Here is a 16585-nt window from a genome sequence, read left to right as displayed (position 1 = left end):
ATGGTGCGGTCGAGGTCCGCGGAGCCCAGGGCCTGCCACCAGGCGCCGGCGCTGCGGGCTTCGGGCGCCATCCGGGCGGCGGATGGGGCGGGGTCGCCGGCCATGGCGTACTGGTTCGCCCCCGGAACGGGCGGGCGCTGGAAGTTCGGGCCGACCACGGCGCAGGCGCCGAGGCTGAGGGCGAGCGGCAGGACGAGAAGCGGTTTCACGGACATGGCTTTCAATCGACCTCGATGGCGGTCGGGCGCCCCGGCTGCACCTTGGGTTTGCGCATGAGCAGCAGCATGGGCATGCAGGCGAGGGTGATGAGGAGCATCAGCTTGAAGTCGTCGATATAGGCGACCATGGCCGCCTGGCGGTTGATCTCGCCGTTCAGGCCGGAAAGGCCGAGCACCGAGGTCAGGTCGAAGCGGCGGGCGAGGTCGGCCTGGACCACCGGGTCGGCCGGAATGACCCGGGCGGCCAGGGAGGCGTGCATGGCCTGGGAATTGGAGACCACTAGGGCCTGCATGATCGAGATGCCCACGGCCGAGCCCATGCTGCGGATCAGGGTGTAGAGGGACGAGCCCTCCGGGCGCAGGTGGGCGGGGACGGTGGCGAAGGCCAGGGTCGACAGCGGCACGAACAAGAGGCCGACGCCCAGGCCCTGGATGAAGCCCGAGATCATGAACGGGACCGAGGTCATGGCCAGGTCGAAGTGCATCATCTGCCAAAGCGAGACGCAGGAGATGGACAGGCCGGTGAGCAGGATCAGGCGGGTGTCCACCCGGCCCACCAGCTGGCCCACCGCGAACATGGCGATGAAGGAGCCGAGGCCGCGCGGCATGCTGACCAGCCCTGACGTCAGCACCGGATAGCCCATCAGGCCCTGCATCATCGGCGGCAGCAGCGCCATGGTGGAGAACAGCAGGATGCCGATGAAGAAGCCGAAGATGCTGGCGGTGACGAAGTTGCGGTCCCGCGCCAGGGCCCGGTCGAAGAAGGGATGGGCCGCGGTCAGGGTGTGGACCACGAACACCCACAGGGAGCCGATCGTCACCAGCAGGTAGGTCCAGATCTCGGGCGAGGCGAACCAGTCCTCGCCCGGTCCGCGGTCCAGCATCAGCTGCAGGCCGCCGATGAACCCGACCAGGGAGGCGTAGCCCAGGAAGTCGAAGGGCTTGGCGCGGGCGCCGCCGTCTCGGGAGATGAACAGGAAGACCCCGGCGAAGGCCAGGATGCCGATGGGCAGGTTGATGAAGAACACCCAGCGCCAGGAGGCCTGTTCCGTGAGCCAGCCGCCGATGGCCGGCCCCAGGATCGGCCCCAGGATCGCGCCGGCGCCCCAGATGGCCATGGCCTGGCCGTGCTTTTCGGGCGGGTTGATGTCCAGCAGGATCGCCTGGGCGATGGGGATCAGGGCGGCGCCGAACAGGCCCTGCAGCAGGCGGAAGCCGACGATCTCCACCAGGGAGTCCGCGACGCCGCAGAGCATGGAGGCGATGGTGAAGCCGGCGATGGAGATCAGGTAGAGGCGCTTACGCCCCACCCGGTCAGCCAGCCAGCCGGACATCGGCGTCATGATCGCCGCGGCCACGATGTAGGAGGTCAGCACCCAGGTGATCTGATCCTGGGAGGCCGAGACGCTCCCCTGGATATGCGGCAGGGCCACATTGGCGATCGTCGTGTCCAGGGAGTTCATCACCGTCGCCAGCATGATGGCGATGGTGATGGGAACCCGGTTGGCGACGTCCTGAGGACTGGTCATGGCGCGCGCCTCAGCGGGCCTGCGCCGAGCCGGAGCTTTTCACGTCCACCTTGACCGAGGCCGAGAGACCGCCGCGGGCCGCCATCTCCGGCGGAGGTTGGTCGAAGTCGATGCGCACGGGCAGGCGCTGGGTGACCTTGACCCAGTTGCCCGTGGCGTTCTGGGCCGGCAGGGCCGAGAACACCGAGCCCGAGCCGGGGCTGAAGCTGGTGACGCGGCCGGTGAGCTTGGTGTCGCCCGCGGCGTCGATCTTGATCTGCACCGGCTGGCCGACCTTCATCTTGGCGAGTTGGTCTTCCTTGAAGTTGGCCTCGATCCAGGGCTTGCCGGAGATCAGCCAGAAGACGGTCTGGGCGGGGTTCACATAGCCGCCGACCTGCAGCTGGTCGACGCGGGTCACCACGCCGTCGGCCGGAGCGATGATCACGCCATAGCCCAGGTTCAGGCGGGCGCGCTCGAGCTTGGCCTTGGCGGCCAGGACGGCCGGATGGCCGCCGACGCCGGCGCCCGGATTTCCGTTCAGGTTGGCGAGGGCCTGGTCGGCGCGCTGGCGAGCGGCGGCCAGGGTGTCGGACGCCTGCTGGGCGGCGTGGGCGGCCTGGTCGGCCTCCTGCTGGCTGGCGACGCCGGCTCCGACCAGGGCCTTCTGGCGGGAGGCCTCGCGGGTGGCGTAGGCCAGAGTCTCCGTGGCGGCGGCGACGCTGGCCTGCTCGGCGCGATAGGCGGCCTGCAGCGAGCGGACCTGCAGCTCAGCTTGGGCGAGGTCGGCGCGGGCCTGATCCGCGCCGGCGATGGCGTCACGGGTGTCCAGGCGGAACAGGGGCTGGTTCTTTTTGACCGGCTCGTTCTCGTGGACATAGATCTCAAGCACCCGGCCGGGGATGCTGGCGCTCACCGGGGCCTTGGCCACCTGAACATAGGCGTTGTCGGTGGTCTGGTAGCGGCCGCCGGTCAGGATGGCGATCACGGCGATCAGCAGGATCAGGGCTGGGCCGCCCGCGATCAGGGGCCAGCGCCAGCGGCGCAGGAAACTCTCCTGGCCAACACTCACATCAGCAACGGGCCGCTGGCCCTGTGCATCACTCACAGGATGCGTCCTTTCGGGTCGTCTTGCGCAGTCGAGAACAGGGGCGCCGCCCTTGCGAGCGCGCCTTGACGCAGAGGGAATTAGGCCAAGCTTCGTAATGAGAGAAATGATATGTCGTCACGTGCAAAATGAATGATCTGCATATCCACAATATCGACCTGAACCTTCTGCGGGTGTTCGACGTGCTGCTGCAAGAGCGGAACGCGACGCGCGCGGGATCCAGGCTTGGCCTGTCGCAGTCGGCGGTGAGCCATGCGCTTGGCCGGCTGCGTTTCGCCCTGGGCGACGAGCTGTTCGTGCGCGATCCGCGGGGCCTGAAGCCGACGCCGCGGGCGCTGGAGATCGGGCCTCAGGTGCACAGCGCCTTGGTGCAGCTGCAGGCTGCCTTTGCGCCGCCGACCTTTGACCCGTCGACCACCGAGCGGCGCTTCGCCCTGATGGCGGGCAGCTATGGGTGCGCGGTGCTGGCGCCGCGGCTGGTGGAGCTGATGACCCAGCAGGCGCCTGGCGCGGAGCTGACGATTGTCGAGTTTGGGATGAACCTGGCCGACCAGCTGGACGCCCGGCAGGTGGACTTCATCCTGGGCGGACGGATCCCGGCGCCGTCCCGGGTGGCGCAGGAGACCCTGCTGCAGGAAACCCTGGCCTGGACGGTGCGGGCGGAGAACCCGCTGCCGCAGGGCAAGGTGACGCTGGAGGAGCTGGTGAGCGTGCCGCATGTGGTGGTCGCCCGCTCACAGACCGAGGTGGCGCCGGGGCTGGAGCTGCGCGGCAGCTGGGAGGACCGCAGCGCCTTTGAGGTGATGCTGCGCGAGCATGGCTTAAGCCGCCGGATCGGGGTGACGACGCCGGACTCCTATTCGGCGGTCTCGGTGATCCGCCAGTCGGACATGGCCGGTCTTTTGCCCCGCAGGATCGCGGCCCTGGCGGTGCGCAGCGGCCTGCTGCGCGTGATCGAGCCGCCATTCGAGACGCCGACCACCGAGCTGGTGCTGCTGTATCTGAGCGAGCGGATGGCCGACCCGGCCCTGATGTGGATGCGCGAACTGCTGCGCCGGGTGGCGGCCGAGGTCTGATGCGCCTCGGCCGCCCCTTGGCTTAGCTGACCATTTCTTCGCGGATGGTCCGGCGGGCCATCCAGAACAGGCCAAAGGCGCCGACGCCGAGCATGGCGGAGATGATCAGCGCCCAGCGGACGCCTTCGGCGCTGCCCATGCCCATTGGGCCGGCCAGGATGTCGGACAGCACGCCCACGGCGAGCGGGCCGAGACCCAGGCCCACCATGTTGATGATGAACAGCATGATCGATGCGGTGGTTGCGCGCATCTGGATCGGCACCAGGCCCTGGGCCGTCGCATAGACCGGCCCGTACCACAGCGAGCCCAGGAGGCCCGGGATCAGCAGGATGAACAGGGCGGCGACCGCGCTGTCCACCAGCATGGCGAAGACGAAGGCGCAGGGCGACAGCAGCGAGGCGATGGCCGGCACGCTCATATAGGCCCGCAGGTCGCGCTTGGCGGCTTGGTCGGCGATGAAGCCGCCCAGCCAGGACGAGATCACGCCCGCGGCGCCGCCCATCAGGCCGAGCGCCAGGCCCAGGAAGCCGGCCGACTTCAGGCCGAACATGGCCGCCAGGCTGGCGACCTCTTCCCCGTGGTTGCGGAAGAAGAAGGAGGCGGTGAAGGGCGCGTGGCCATAGCCGATGAAGGCCTTGATGGCGGCGGCGAAGGCCACGAACCAGAAGGTCGGCTTGGAGGACAGATACTGCAGGGTGGCCTTGAAGTGGCCCTTGCCCGGGGCGTGCTGGGCGCGGGCTTCCGGCGGCAGGGCGTTGCGCGGCTCGCGCATGGTCAGGAAGACGATGAGCGCGAAGAGCAGGCCCGGCAGGCCGGCCACCAGGAAGGCGGTGCGCCAGCCCCAGGCGTCGGCGATGACGCCGCCCATGGCCAGGCCCAGCAGTCCGCCCAGCGGCGTGCCGATGGAGAAGAAGGCCAGGGCCGAGGCGCGCTTTTCCTTCGGGGTGTAGTCGGAGATCAGGGAGTGGGCGGTGGGCGTGCAGCCCGCCTCGCCGATGCCGACGCCGATCCGGCACAGCACCAGCTGGACGAAGTTGCCCGCCGCGCCGCAGGCCAGGGTGAAGCCGCTCCAGACCGTGAGCGAGGCCCCGATGATCCAGACCCGGTTGAAGCTCTCGGCCAGGCGGGCGATAGGCAGGCCCAGGACGGTGTAGAAGACCGCGAAGGCGAAGCCGGTCATCAGACCGATCTGCCAGTCGGCGATATGCAGGTCGTTCTTGATCGGCTCGGCCAGGATCGTGACGATCTGACGGTCAAGGAAGTTGACCGTGTAGACGAGCATCAGCAGCAGCAGGGCGTACCGGCGATAGGCGTCCGACACCAAGGGAATGGCGGGCTTCTCGCCCTCAGCAATCGTGGCGCCGTACGGGGCCGGGGCGGAAGCCTCGGTCATGGGGTCGTTTCCTCAGGTTCTTGTGCGTTGGGTCTACTAGAGGTCGGTTTTGAACCAGCGCCAAGGGGGACCGGGCGAGATTCCGGGTAATCCTGCGCCTGGGCGCGGCGATTGGGCCGGTGAGGGCCGCTGGACCCGTTGAAACCCGCAGCCAGGGCGATCGCGGTTACGCCAGCTCCGCCTCACCCAGAGAATCGTCGCGCTCCGCCGGGGCTTGAGCGCCAAGGGGATGGGTGCGGCCATCGCCGTGTTGAGCCCAAGTCTTCACTCGCTCAGAGGGCGAATAGCAATTCGCTCATGAGGCGAATGACACCAGGAGTAGGTGCTCAAATTGAGTAGATAGGTGCTACGCAAGCCTATCCCTTCGCTATGATCTTGGAGTCGCGCGCCCGGCCATCGAGCCAGGCGCGCGAACTTTAAGGCGAAGGCGGACCGCGACCGGGTTCTAGTGTTGGGTATTGGAGATCGAGGTCTCCACGCCCATGTCATCCGGCCGCCCCGAGGCAGGGAGTTCGGGAAGAGCATGGAGTCCGGCGCAATCGCCCGAAGGCGCTATGTCACCAAGGCGAGCCTGGATCACTTCCTGCGGAGCGGAGCGGCCGTCTCCGAGGTGTTCGAAGGCAATATGCTGGCCGGGGTGGTCTTCCTCACCATCATGCGGGCCGGGGTCCAGCACCTGAACCTCAATCCCGGGCCAGGCGGTCCAGGGGAGGACGGGGTCTATGACGACGCCATGCGCCGCCCGGTCAGCGTCATGAGCGTCGCCAACTTCCTGGGCCTGTCCTACGAGACCACCCGGCGGCATGTGAGCGTGCTGATCGAGCGCGGCTATTGCGTGCGGGTCGGCGCGCGCGGGGTGATGGTCCCGGCCTCGGTGGTGCGTGGCCCGCTGCTGGAGCGCCTGGAAGAGGCCAGCTACAGCGCCACCACCCAGTTCCTGCGCACGCTGCGCAGAGGGCCGGACGATCTGTTGGGCTAGAGGCTGAACAGCACTGCGAGCAGGACGAAGCCGCCGATCCAGACGGTTTCGCCGACCATCAGGGCGATGGGGCGCCAGCCGACGGCGAAGACGTCCTTGAACGAGGTCTTCATGCCCAGGGCGGCGATGGCGGTGACCAGGCACCAGCTGGACAGGCTGGAGACCGACTTGCCGACGGCGTGCGGGATGAAGCCCATGCTGTTGATGGCCACCAGGGCGGCGAAGCCCAGCAAGAACAGGGGCGGCATCGGGATCTTGCCCTTGCCGCCTTGGGCGCCTGAGCGCGCCAGGACGACGGAGATGGCGAACACCACAGGCGCCAGCATGGCCACGCGCAGCAGCTTCACATAGGTGGCCGTGTCGCCGACGGCGGGCGAGATGGAGTAGCCGGCGCCCACCACCTGGGCCACGTCGTGGATGGTGCCGCCCAGGAACACCCCGGCCTGGTTCTGGGACAGGCCCAAACGGGCGGCCAGCAGCGGATAGAGGATCATGCACACCGTCGACATGGCGGTGACGGTGACCACGGTCAGGATGGTGTCGCGTTCGCTGTCCTTGTCGCGGGGCAGGACCGAGGCGATGGCCAGGGCCGCCGAGGCGCCGCAGATGCCGACCGCGCCGCCGGACAAGACGCCGAAGGCCTTGGACCGGCCCAGACGCGGGGCGACGAACAGGCCCAGCGCAATGGTCGAGAGCACGCCGATCATGACGATCAGGATCGGCTGCGGCCCCAGGCTCATGATCTGCTCGGCGGTGACGCGAACGCCCAGAAGCGCGACGCCGGTGCGCAGCACGGCCTTTGAGGCGAACTCGATGCCGGCGACGCAGCGGCCTTCCTCATGCAGGAAGTGGAAGGCCATGCCGAGCAGCAGGCCGAACAGCATGACCGGCGCGCCATAGTGCTGGGACAGCCAGGTGGCGGCCAGGGCGATGGTCAGGGCGACGACCACGCCGGGATAAACCGCGCGGGCGGTGCCCAGCAGGGTCCGCTTCTGCGGAGGCGGAACGAATTCCGGCACGCCCTCCATGCCGTCGAAGGACCGGAACATCGCGTGCGCCGCGGCTGTGTCCTTGTCCAGATCGCTCGCCATCGAATCCGTCCCCCTCTAGGCGTCCCGGTTTCCTATTAGCAAAGCTGGGCGAGGGCGCAGCAAATCTATCGATCCGCCTTGAGGCTTTGATAGGCGTCGAGGGCGCGTTGGCGGGCGACGCCGTGATCGACGATGGGGTGCGGATAGGTCAGACCCAGGGTGACGCCGCAGGCGCTGAGGATGGCCTTGTCGGCCGCCCAGGGGGCGTGGATCAGCTTGGCCGGCATACGGGCCAGTTCGGGCACCCAGCGGCGGACGTAAGTTCCGTCGGGGTCGAACTTCTCGCCCTGGGTCACCGGATTGAAGATGCGGAAATAGGGGGCGGCGTCGGCGCCGCACCCGGCCACCCACTGCCAGTTGCCGGCGTTGGAGGCGTGATCGGCGTCGACCAGGGTGTCCCAGAACCAGGTCTCGCCCGCCCGCCAGTCGATCAGCAGGTGCTTGGTCAGGAACGAGGCGACGACCATGCGGACGCGATTGTGCATCCAGCCGGTGGTCCACAGCTGGCGCAGGCCCGCATCGACGATGGGATAGCCGGTCATGCCCTTGGTCCAGGCCGCGAAGGCCTTGGGATCGTCGCGCCAGGGGAAGGCGTCGAAGCGGCGGTCGACATTGACCTTCTCCGGCGCATCGCCGCGGGCCTCGGCGGCCAGGGCGGTGTTGGCGTTGAACTCGCGCCAGCCGAGCTCGGCCAGGAACTTGTCGACCTGGGCGTCGGGGACTTCGCCGCGCAGGGCCGCGGCCTGGGCCGCGCGCCAGCAGGCCTTGGGGCTGATCTCGCCGAAATGCAGATGCGGCGACAGGCGCGAGATCCCTTCGCGGTCTGGGCGGTCGCGGTCGCCGGCATAGGCCTTGAGCGCCCCGTGGACGAAGGCGTCCAGCCGCGCCGCGGCGCCGGCCTCGCCCGGCGTCCAGTCCTTGAAGCCCTTGGACCAGTCGGGCCGGGTCGGGTGCAGGCCCCAGTTGGCCAGCCGGTCGCTGCCTGGCCAGTCGGCGGGGGCGGACAAGGCGGCCGGGGCCGGGGCGGGCTCGCCCGGGTTCACCAGGGGCCGGGCCGCCCGCCAGTAGGGGGTGAAGACGGAGAACTGGCCGCCGGTCTTGGTGCGGACCTTGTCCGGCGACAACAGGTGGCCGCCGTTGAAGCGCCGGGCCTCCACGGCTTCGGCGGCCAGGGCCTCGGCCAGCCGCGCGTCGCGGGCCGGGACACCGGGATCGAACATCGCGTTCCAGCAGACGCCACAGGCGCCGGTCTCCCGCTCCAGGTCGGCGACGACGCGCTCGGCCGGCCCGCGCCGCAGGATCAGCCGCGAACCCCGCGCCTCCAGGTCGGCGGCCAGGGCGGCCAGGGACTTGTCGAGCCACCACAGGCTGGCCGCGCCCGGCGCGCGAAGGTCCGGGGTTTCGTCCAGCACATAGAGCGGCAGGATCGGCGCCGCGCTGCGCAGCGCGGCTTGCAGGGCGGGGTTGTCGGCCAGCCGCAGGTCGCGGCGGAACCACAGGATGACGGGGGCGGGCATGTCCCCTCTGTGGCTGATCGCCGCTGGGCTTGCAACGTAGCCCAGGTTGGGCGCTCGTCAGGGTGTTGTTTGCGCGTCGCTGCGCTACGACCGTTGAGAGGTGAGGCTCATGGATTCGCGGGAGGCGAGCGCAGGCGACGTGGCGGACGCCCCCCGGCGCTCGGCCATGGCCGACCTGACCTGGACGCGGATCCTGGACGCCCGGCGTCGGGACCGGCGCACCATCCTGCCCATGAGCCTGATCTCCCTGGCCTGCGCCTTCGCCTGGCAGGGCTGGGCTTTCGCCCTGGCCTGGTTCGCCGGGGTGCTGGTCGCGGTGGTGCTCACGTCGCAGTTGTCCCGGCGCATCCAGCGGGAGACGGCGCCCGGCCCGCGTTGGGAATACCTGATGGCGGCGGCGTCGGGGCTGAACACATTGATGTACAGCGCCCTGCCGGTGGCCCTGTGCCTGAACGCCTTGCCCGAGGCGATGGCGGTGGGGGTCATGCTGCTGGCGGCCATGGGGATCAGCGCCGGCGAAGAGGTGGTGATCTCGCGGCCCATTGGCCTGGCCTCGCTGGGGGTGATCCTGGTCGCAGCCCTGACGGGCATGGCGCTTTGCCAGCTGCAGATCGGCTGGGTGCGGATGGTGCTGATCGTGGCCACCATGATCTGCCTGATTTTCTACATCCTGCAGGCGGCCCAACGCCGGCACGACATGGAGGTGCGCGCCGCCCGCGCCCTCGACGCCGCGGTGGAGAAGGAGCAGGAGGCGGCGGTGGCCAACGCCGCCAAGAGCACCTTCCTGGCCACCATCAGCCACGAGATCCGCACGCCCTTGAATGGGGTGCTGGGCATGGCCCAGGCCATGGCGGCCGACACCCTGGCCGACCCGCAGCGCGAGCGGCTGGAGGTGATCCGCCGCTCCGGCGAGGCGCTGACCGAGATCCTGAACGACGTGCTCGACCTGTCGAAGATCGAGGCCGGGCGGCTGACCCTGGAGACGGTGGCCTTCGATCTGGACGCGGTGATGGCCGACGCGGTCGAGCCCTTCCGGGCGCGCGCGGCGGAGAAGGGGCTGGGCCTGGTCCTGACGCTGTCGCCCCAGGCGAGCGGCCACTATCACGGCGACCCAACCCGGATCCGTCAGGTGATCTCCAACCTGGTGTCCAACGCCGTGAAGTTCACCGCCAAGGGCCATGTGGCGGTGGAGGTCCAGGGCGTCGAGGGCGAGGTGCGTTTTCGGGTGCGAGACACCGGCCCCGGCATCTCGGCCGCCGGCCAGGCGCGCCTGTTCCGCAAGTTCGAGCAGCTGGACGATTCCACCACGCGACGGCACGGCGGCACGGGCCTGGGCCTGGCCATCTGCCGTGAGCTCTGCGAGCTGATGGGCGGCGACATCGCGGTGGATAGCGCCGAGGGCGCGGGCGCGGTCTTCACCGTCCGCCTGCCACTGCGCCGGATCGCCCGGCCCACGGTCGCCAGTTCATTGGCTGCTGAGATCGAGGCGGAGGCGTCACCGCCGGGATGTGAGCTGCGCGTGCTGGCCGCCGAGGACAATGAGGTGAACCGGCTGGTGCTGGTGGCCCTGCTGGCCCAGGTCGGGGTGACGCCGACGGTGGTCACCGACGGCGCCCAGGCGGTGGCGGCCTGGGGCTCGGGCGCCTGGGACCTGATCCTGATGGATGTGCATATGCCGGTGATGGACGGGATCGCGGCGGTGCGCGAGATCCGCGCCCAGGAGGCGGCCAAGGGCCTGGCCCGCACGCCGGTCATCGCGCTCACCGCCAACGCCATGGTCCACCAGATCGCCGAGCTGACCGAGGCCGGCATGGACGCCCACGTCGCCAAGCCCATCGAAGTCGCCCGGCTGTTCGAGGTGATCGCTCTGGTCACGACCTAGGGTGCAAGGCTAGAACCGCCGCGTTGCGGGCTTGGCGGAATTGGTAGACGCACCGGACTTAAAATCCGTTGGGCCTGAGGCCCGTGCCGGTTCGAGTCCGGCCGCCCGCACCATCCTTGACTGACTAATGCTTGGCGTCGTCGAGGGCGCCGCTCAGGTCGCCCTGCTTGAGCTGGCCGGTCACCTTGTCCTGCTTGCCCTGGTCCTTGAGATCCTTGTCGCCCAGGACCGCGCCGGCCCCGGACTCGATGGCGCCGACGGTTTCCTGTTTGCGGCCGGCCTCGCGGTCGCAGGCCGCAAGCGCGGTGGTGGCGGCGATCAGGGTGAGGGCGAGGAGGGCGGTGCGGGGCATCGGTTCGATCCGTCTTGGGGAAGCCAGACCGCAAGAACGCAGACCGCGTAGCTTTCGATCCCGGCCTAGGAGCCTGCAGGGGCCTCAACGCCGGGCGGTCGAGCGGCGCGCGGCTTGAAGAAGCCCTTCATCAGCCGGCCGGCCAGGGCGGCGGCGGCGATGTCCTTGAGCGCCAGGCTCGCGAGGAACCAGGGCTCGACCAGGTAGCGGCCGGCCAGGCGCTTGGGATCGGCCAGCAGGCGGGCCAGCCATTCAAAGCCCATGCGGGCGGCCCAGCGGGGCGGCGAGTACTGGACGCCCGCCTCATAGTCGAAGGCCGCGCCGATGGAATAGGTGACGCAGGGCGGCAGCTTGTCGAGGTGATGCAGCAGCCAGACCTCCTGGCGCGGCATGCCCATGCCCACGAACAGCACGTCCGGCTGGAAGGCCTCGATCTGGGCCAGGATGGCGGCGTTGTCGGCCGAGCCGGGGGCGGCGTCGAAATAGCCGTCGCGGACGCCAATGACGGCGTTGGGATACTTTTCGGAGAGCACCTCTGCGGCCTTCTCGGGCACGCCGGGCGCGCCGCCCAGATAGAAGACCCGCCAGCCATGGCGGTTCGCCAGGCTCCAGAAGTGGTGGCGCCAATCCAGATAGGTCCAGCGGTGGAAGCCGCGGGCGTTCAGGCCCACAAGCCGGCTGAGCAGGACCATGGGGCCGCTATCGACCATGGTCAGGTTCGCGAAGTCGAAATAGCGGCGGAACTCAGGGTTCCGGCCCATCAGATAGACGCTGTGGGCGTTGTGGTTGGCGACCACGAACCGCTGCTTGCGCGCGATGTGGTCGGCCACGTGGTGCATGATCTCTTCCAGCCGCACGAGATCCATGGTCACGCCCAGGATGCGGATGCGCTCCACCGGGCGGCGGGTCTTGCGATAGGGGCGGCGGGCGTCGCTTCTGCGGTCCACGGCTCGATACGTCCTGCGTCTGTGCGCCGACTTGGCGGCGGGATCGGAGGCGCAGACTAGGGGGGGCGGGTTAAGGAGACGTCGCGGCGGCGCGACGAAATGACTTCGCACGGTTCAGGTTCAAGTCAGCTTGCGGGGATAGGGCTTCGTCACCAACAGGAGACCCAACCCCCATGTCGAGCCATGACCGCTACGGGCGCGAAGACGATTCCGACGACCGCAAGGTTGAGACGGAACATGAGGACGACCGTCGCACGCACGACGTCTACGGTGATGACCGGGACGAGACCTACAACGAGGGCGACCTCGATGACCGGGTGATGGCCGGCGGCGGTGATGATCGCGTGAACGGCGGTGATGGCCGAGACGAGCTGCACGGCGGCCTGGGGCGCGATGAACTGCACGGCGAACTCGGCGACGACACCGTGTCTGGCGACGAGGGCGATGATTACCTTCGCGGCGAGGCCGGCAACGACCGCCTCGAGGGCGGCGACGGCAAGGACGATGTCCACGGCAATATGGGCGATGACACCGAGAGCGGCGGCGCCGGCGACGACTGGGTGGTCGGCGGTCAAGGCCAGGACGACCTGCGCGGCGACGACGGCGACGACCTCGTCTATGGCAATCTCGGGCGCGACACGCTGTCCGGCGGCGAAGGCCACGACATCGTCCGGGGCGGCCAGGACAGCGACCGACTGTCCGGCGACGGCGGCGATGACCGGCTGTTCGGCGACCGGGGCGACGACACCCTGAGCGGTGGAACCGGCGCGGACGCCTTCTACTTCGGTGTCGGCGGTGGCCGCGACGTGATTACGGACTTCTCGTCGGCTGAGGGCGATCGGCTGTATCTCGAAGGCGATGCGGCCCGGACGGTCGCCCAGGTCGGCGCCGATGTCGTGGTCACGCTGGCCAGCGGCGACAGCATCACCCTCGTGGGTGTCAGCCTCCAATCCCTGCCTTTGGGCTGGCTCGTAGACTAGTTCCCCCTAGATCCCCGCTTCCCTCCGCCCCCCAGCGGGGATCGCGGCCGGCGCGCCTCGGGTGCGCCGGCCGCACGCCTTTCAGCTTTCGGGCTGAAGCGATCACATCAGCCCCAGGGCTTTGAAGCTCGCCGTTCCGTCTCGGCCGACCACCAGGTGGTCGTGGATGACGATGCGCAGCGAGCGGCCGGCCTCGATGATCTCGCGGGTCATGGCGACGTCGGCCTGGGACGGGGTTGGGTCGCCCGACGGGTGGTTGTGGACCAGGATCAGGGCGCTGGCCGACAGTTCGAGCGCCCGGCGCATGACCTCGCGGGGATAGACGGGGGCGTGGTCGACGGTGCCGTGGTTCATCACCTCGTCGGCGATGAGCTGGTTCTTCTTGTCGAGGAACAGGACGCGGAACTGTTCGCGCGGGGCATGGGCGATGGCGGTCTTTACGTACGCCGCGAGCTGGGCCGAGGAGGTGATGACCGGGCGCTTGGACACCGCCTCGCGGCCGGTGCGCAGAGACGCCTCGTGCAGGAGCTTGAGGTCGAGGGCGACGCTCTCGCCGACGCCCTTGACGGTCACGAGCTCGGGGATGGTCGCGCCCAGCACCCCGCCCAAGGAGCCGAAGCGGGTGAGCAGGGCCTTGGCCAGCGGCTTGACGTCGCCGCGCGGGATGGCGCGGAACAGGAAGAGTTCGAGCAGTTCGTAGTCGGGCAGGGCGGCGCATCCGCCGTCGAGGGCGCGGGTGCGCAGGCGCTCGCGGTGGCCATGATAGTGCGGCTGGGCCTTCTGAGCGGACGGGCTGGGCGCCGCCCACAGGGCCGACAGGTCGGAGACTTCGCCGGGATTGGTCAAGCCTTGCACCCCACCGCCAGGACAGGCACTATCGTTCCTGAAATGTTCGCGGATTGCAAGGGTTGATCATGCACGCAAGGATCGCGCTGCTGCGGGCGATCAATGTCGGCGGCAAGACCAAGCTGGCCATGACCGACCTGAAGTCGGTGTTCGAGGCCCTGGGCTTCACAGCGGTCCGGACCCTGCTGCAGACCGGCAATGTGGTGTTCGTGGGCGACGGGGCGGACGCCGAGGTCGAGGCGCGGCTGGAGGCGGCCTTGGCGCAGCGGGTCGGGCTTGAGACCGAGGTGCTGGTGCGCTCGGGCGAGGCCTGGCGGGACATGATCGCCGCCAACCCCTATCCGGACGCGGCGCGGGACGATCCGAGCCATATGGTGGTCATGCCCCTGAAGGCGGCCCCTGGGCCCGAGGCCCTGGCCGCGCTGCGGGCGGCGATCAAGGGGCGCGAGCAGGTGAGCCTGGCGGGGCGCTGCGCCTACCTGGTCTATCCCGACGGGATCGGGACCTCGAAGCTGACGATCAAGATCATTGAGGGGAAGCTCGCGACCAAGGGCACTGGCCGGAACTGGAACACCGTGCTCAAGCTGGCGGAGGCGGTGGCCGGGGCGCAGTGAGGCGGTCCGGGCGCCTGCGGTCTGGAGCGCCCATGAAACCGAGCCGTCGCGCCGTGATCGCCGCCGCCGCATCCTCTGGGCTGGCCGGATTGCCTGAGGCCGCGCGCGCCGCGGGCTGGACCCTGCCGCCGGAGCGTGGGATCCGGGTGATCGAGCACACCTGGATCCCCATGCGCGACGGGGTGCGGCTGTCGGCGCGGCTGTTCCTGCCGGAAGGCCAGGGCGCAAGTCCGGCGGTGCTGGAGTACATCCCCTATCGCAAGCGCGACGGCTTCCGGAGCCACGACAGCGCCTGGGGCCGGCAGATGGCCAGCCGGGGGTTCGCCTATGTGCGGGTCGATGTGCGCGGGTCGGGCGACTCCGAAGGGGTTCTGACCGACGAGTACGCCGAACCGGAGCTGGCCGACGGCGAGGCGGTCATCGATTGGATCTCGCGCCAGCCCTGGTGCTCGGGCGCGGTCGGGATGCGCGGCCTGTCCTGGGGCGGGATCAACACCCTGCAGATCGCCGCCCGCAGGCCCAGGGCGCTGAAGGTGATCATGGCCCTGGGGACCACCGACACCCGCTATGGCGGCGATGCGCACTATGTCGGCGGGGCGGTCGGGCATACGAACCTGCAGTGGGGCGTGCTGTTCAAGACGGTCATGGCCGGCCCGCCCGATCCGGCGGTGGTGGGCGAGGCCTGGGAGGCGATGTGGCGGCAACGCCTGGACTCCACGCCGGCGATCCTGCGGACCTGGCTGGAGCACCAGACCAACGACGCCTACTGGCGGCGCGGCTCCATCGACCAGGACTGGAGCGCGATCCAGGTCCCGACCTATGTCGTCTCCGGCTGGCGGGACGCCTATGCCGATCCCGTCCCGCGCCTGCTGGAGCACCTGACGGTTCCGCGCAAAGGCATGATCGGGCCCTGGGGTCACACCTATCCGTGGGCCGCCACGCCCCAGGGCCTGGACTGGGCCGTGGAGGAGCTGCGCTGGTGGGCGCAATGGCTGGTCGGCGAGGAGACCGGCATCATGGCCGAGCCGATGCTGCGGGTCTTCATGCCCTATGCCGCCGGCGAGCAGACGGCGCCCAAGCCCGTGCCCGGCCGCTGGATCGCCGAGCCTGTCTGGCCCGCGCCGACCATCACGGCCAAGCGCCTGCACCTGACGTCCAAGGGCCTGTCGCCGGCGCCGGGGGCCGGGCAGGCGAGCGTGGGCGGCGGTCGGGTCGTTGGGCTGACCAAGCCCGAGTGGATCGACCGTCCGCCGATGGAACAGGGGCTGGACGACGCCAGGTCGCTCACCTTCGACAGCCTGCCGCTGGAAGCGGACCTGGAGATCCTGGGCTGTCCCGTGCTGCGGGTGCGGGTGCGGGCGGACAAGCCGGTGGCGACGCTGGCTGTGCGCCTGACCGAGGTGACGCCCGAGGGCGGATCCTGGCTGGTGAGCTGGGGTGTGAAAAACCTGACCCATCGGACGTCCGACGCCGAGCCGGAGCAGCTGGCGCCGGGGGTCTTCTATGATGTCGCCGTCCCCCTGATCGTCGCCGGGCGACGGTTCAACAAGGGCTCGCGCATCCGCGTCGCGCTCTCGGAAGGCCTATGGCCGCTGGTCTGGCCGTCGCCGGAGACGGTGTCCCTTGACCTGGACCTGGCCCATTGCAGCCTGGACCTGCCGGTGCGGCCGCAGGAGACGTCGCCCGCGCCCTTCGCCGTGCCCGAGCGCCAGGGCGAGGGCGAGACGCCGGGGCCGATCACCACACAGCCGGTCTCGCCCGACCATTACCGCATCACCCTGGACAGCCCGCCGGTCCCCTTCACCTGGCCGGACATCGGCAGCACGATCTCGCGGGGGCGCTGGGAGACGGTGGAGTTGACCGAGGGCGAGCACAACAGCGGGGTGTGGCGCCAGAAGGCGCTCAGCGCCTGGTCGCGGGGTGACTGGTCCTGCGAGGTGACAGCGACGGTCGAACTGAGGTCGACGCCCAGCGCGTTCCTTGTCTCGGAAAGCCTAAGCGCCCGCAAGTCCGGCCAGGTGGTGTTTGAGCGGTCTAGCGACGTGCGGATCCCCCGTCGCCTGGTCTGAGTTGG

The 16585-nt window shown here is 69.5% G+C and carries 14 protein-coding genes, 1 tRNA gene and 1 pseudogene; 7 read left to right on the top strand and 9 right to left on the bottom strand.

The genetic code is table 11. The features are described from left to right. The 3 genes and pseudogenes from ACFQ27_RS16095 to ACFQ27_RS16085 all read right to left on the bottom strand — a co-directional run. Window positions 1-209 (bottom strand): annotated as a pseudogene (locus ACFQ27_RS16095) (efflux transporter outer membrane subunit); the annotation flags it as partial. Between the two features lie 11 nt (window positions 210-220). Next, window positions 221-1747, bottom strand: a complete 1527-nt coding sequence (locus ACFQ27_RS16090; protein ID WP_374347292.1) for a DHA2 family efflux MFS transporter permease subunit — start codon at window positions 1745-1747, stop codon at window positions 221-223. A 10-nt stretch (window positions 1748-1757) separates the two neighbouring features. Beyond that, the gene (locus ACFQ27_RS16085) at window positions 1758-2834 is read right to left on the bottom strand and encodes an HlyD family secretion protein (RefSeq protein WP_374347294.1); all 1077 of its coding nucleotides are present in this window, start codon (window positions 2832-2834) and stop codon (window positions 1758-1760) included. 128 nt (window positions 2835-2962) lie between these two features. On the opposite strand from ACFQ27_RS16085, the gene ACFQ27_RS16080 reads away from it, so the two are divergent. Next, on the top strand, window positions 2963-3910 hold the full coding sequence (locus ACFQ27_RS16080) for a LysR family transcriptional regulator (protein ID WP_377354325.1): 948 nt from the start codon (window positions 2963-2965) through the stop codon (window positions 3908-3910). Window positions 3911-3932: 22 nt separating this feature from the next. On the opposite strand, the gene ACFQ27_RS16075 is transcribed toward ACFQ27_RS16080, so the two are convergent. After that, on the bottom strand, window positions 3933-5303 hold the full coding sequence (locus tag ACFQ27_RS16075) for a spinster family MFS transporter (RefSeq protein WP_377354324.1): 1371 nt from the start codon (window positions 5301-5303) through the stop codon (window positions 3933-3935). Window positions 5304-5826: 523 nt separating this feature from the next. Here ACFQ27_RS16075 and ACFQ27_RS16070 point away from each other — a divergent pair. Further along, complete coding sequence (locus tag ACFQ27_RS16070; RefSeq protein WP_374347300.1) at window positions 5827-6282, top strand: hypothetical protein; 456 nt, start codon at window positions 5827-5829, stop codon at window positions 6280-6282. Here the strand turns inward: ACFQ27_RS16070 and ACFQ27_RS16065 are convergent. Both ACFQ27_RS16065 and ACFQ27_RS16060 read right to left on the bottom strand, forming a co-directional pair. Further along, the gene (locus tag ACFQ27_RS16065; protein WP_377354323.1) at window positions 6279-7373 is read right to left on the bottom strand and encodes a YeiH family protein; all 1095 of its coding nucleotides are present in this window, start codon (window positions 7371-7373) and stop codon (window positions 6279-6281) included. The two genes, ACFQ27_RS16070 and ACFQ27_RS16065, sit on opposite strands and share 4 nt — an antisense overlap. Window positions 7374-7438: 65 nt before the next feature. Further along, on the bottom strand, window positions 7439-8890 hold the full coding sequence (locus ACFQ27_RS16060; RefSeq protein ID WP_377354322.1) for a cryptochrome/photolyase family protein: 1452 nt from the start codon (window positions 8888-8890) through the stop codon (window positions 7439-7441). A gap of 109 nt (window positions 8891-8999) precedes the next feature. Here ACFQ27_RS16060 and ACFQ27_RS16055 point away from each other — a divergent pair, with 109 nt between their 5' ends. After that, window positions 9000-10772: an ATP-binding protein gene (locus ACFQ27_RS16055; RefSeq protein WP_377354321.1), complete on the top strand. Its 1773-nt coding sequence runs from the start codon at window positions 9000-9002 to the stop codon at window positions 10770-10772. A 25-nt stretch (window positions 10773-10797) separates the two neighbouring features. Next, a tRNA-Leu gene (locus ACFQ27_RS16050) sits at window positions 10798-10885 on the top strand. Window positions 10886-10896: 11 nt separating this feature from the next. On the opposite strand, the gene ACFQ27_RS16045 is transcribed toward ACFQ27_RS16050, so the two are convergent. Together ACFQ27_RS16045 and ACFQ27_RS16040 are read right to left on the bottom strand one after the other, a co-directional pair. Continuing rightward, a complete protein-coding gene (locus ACFQ27_RS16045) occupies window positions 10897-11124 on the bottom strand; it encodes a hypothetical protein (protein ID WP_377354320.1) in 228 nt (75 codons plus the stop codon). Between the two features lie 65 nt (window positions 11125-11189). Then, entirely contained in the window at window positions 11190-12071 is an 882-nt protein-coding gene (locus ACFQ27_RS16040) for a WecB/TagA/CpsF family glycosyltransferase (RefSeq protein ID WP_377354319.1), read from the bottom strand. 173 nt (window positions 12072-12244) lie between these two features. On the opposite strand from ACFQ27_RS16040, the gene ACFQ27_RS16035 reads away from it, so the two are divergent. Beyond that, a complete protein-coding gene (locus ACFQ27_RS16035; protein WP_377354318.1) occupies window positions 12245-13051 on the top strand; it encodes a calcium-binding protein in 807 nt (268 codons plus the stop codon). 102 nt (window positions 13052-13153) lie between these two features. Here the strand turns inward: ACFQ27_RS16035 and radC are convergent, their stop codons facing one another. Next, on the bottom strand, window positions 13154-13861 hold the full coding sequence (gene radC / locus ACFQ27_RS16030; protein WP_377354326.1) for a RadC family protein: 708 nt from the start codon (window positions 13859-13861) through the stop codon (window positions 13154-13156). Window positions 13862-13965: 104 nt separating this feature from the next. Here radC and ACFQ27_RS16025 point away from each other — a divergent pair, with 104 nt between their 5' ends. Further along, on the top strand, window positions 13966-14511 hold the full coding sequence (locus tag ACFQ27_RS16025) for a DUF1697 domain-containing protein (RefSeq protein ID WP_377354317.1): 546 nt from the start codon (window positions 13966-13968) through the stop codon (window positions 14509-14511). 32 nt (window positions 14512-14543) lie between these two features. After that, entirely contained in the window at window positions 14544-16580 is a 2037-nt protein-coding gene (locus ACFQ27_RS16020) for a CocE/NonD family hydrolase (RefSeq protein WP_377354316.1), read from the top strand. Window positions 16581-16585 lie beyond the last annotated feature (5 nt).

Origin of the sequence: Phenylobacterium conjunctum (assembly GCF_042679085.1) — a bacterium.
GTDB classification, from domain to species: Bacteria; Pseudomonadota; Alphaproteobacteria; order Caulobacterales; family Caulobacteraceae; genus Phenylobacterium; species Phenylobacterium conjunctum.
Note: the sequence above shows the minus strand (reverse complement) of the source record. Positions and strands in the feature narration are given on the sequence as shown.

What these genes read in the sequence shown, in the direction of transcription:
- ACFQ27_RS16090 (WP_374347292.1), bottom strand. Translation starts at nt 1,747, where the DNA reads ATGACCAGTCCTCAGGACGTCGCCAACCGGGTTCCCATCACCATCGCC.
- ACFQ27_RS16080 (WP_377354325.1), top strand. Translation starts at nt 2,963, where the DNA reads ATGAATGATCTGCATATCCACAATATCGACCTGAACCTTCTGCGGGTG.
- ACFQ27_RS16075 (WP_377354324.1), bottom strand. Translation starts at nt 5,303, where the DNA reads ATGACCGAGGCTTCCGCCCCGGCCCCGTACGGCGCCACGATTGCTGAG.
- ACFQ27_RS16070 (WP_374347300.1), top strand. Translation starts at nt 5,827, where the DNA reads ATGGAGTCCGGCGCAATCGCCCGAAGGCGCTATGTCACCAAGGCGAGC.
- ACFQ27_RS16065 (WP_377354323.1), bottom strand. Translation starts at nt 7,373, where the DNA reads ATGGCGAGCGATCTGGACAAGGACACAGCCGCGGCGCACGCGATGTTC.
- ACFQ27_RS16060 (WP_377354322.1), bottom strand. Translation starts at nt 8,890, where the DNA reads ATGCCCGCCCCCGTCATCCTGTGGTTCCGCCGCGACCTGCGGCTGGCC.
- ACFQ27_RS16055 (WP_377354321.1), top strand. Translation starts at nt 9,000, where the DNA reads ATGGATTCGCGGGAGGCGAGCGCAGGCGACGTGGCGGACGCCCCCCGG.
- ACFQ27_RS16045 (WP_377354320.1), bottom strand. Translation starts at nt 11,124, where the DNA reads ATGCCCCGCACCGCCCTCCTCGCCCTCACCCTGATCGCCGCCACCACC.
- ACFQ27_RS16035 (WP_377354318.1), top strand. Translation starts at nt 12,245, where the DNA reads ATGTCGAGCCATGACCGCTACGGGCGCGAAGACGATTCCGACGACCGC.
- ACFQ27_RS16025 (WP_377354317.1), top strand. Translation starts at nt 13,966, where the DNA reads ATGCACGCAAGGATCGCGCTGCTGCGGGCGATCAATGTCGGCGGCAAG.
- ACFQ27_RS16020 (WP_377354316.1), top strand. Translation starts at nt 14,544, where the DNA reads ATGAAACCGAGCCGTCGCGCCGTGATCGCCGCCGCCGCATCCTCTGGG.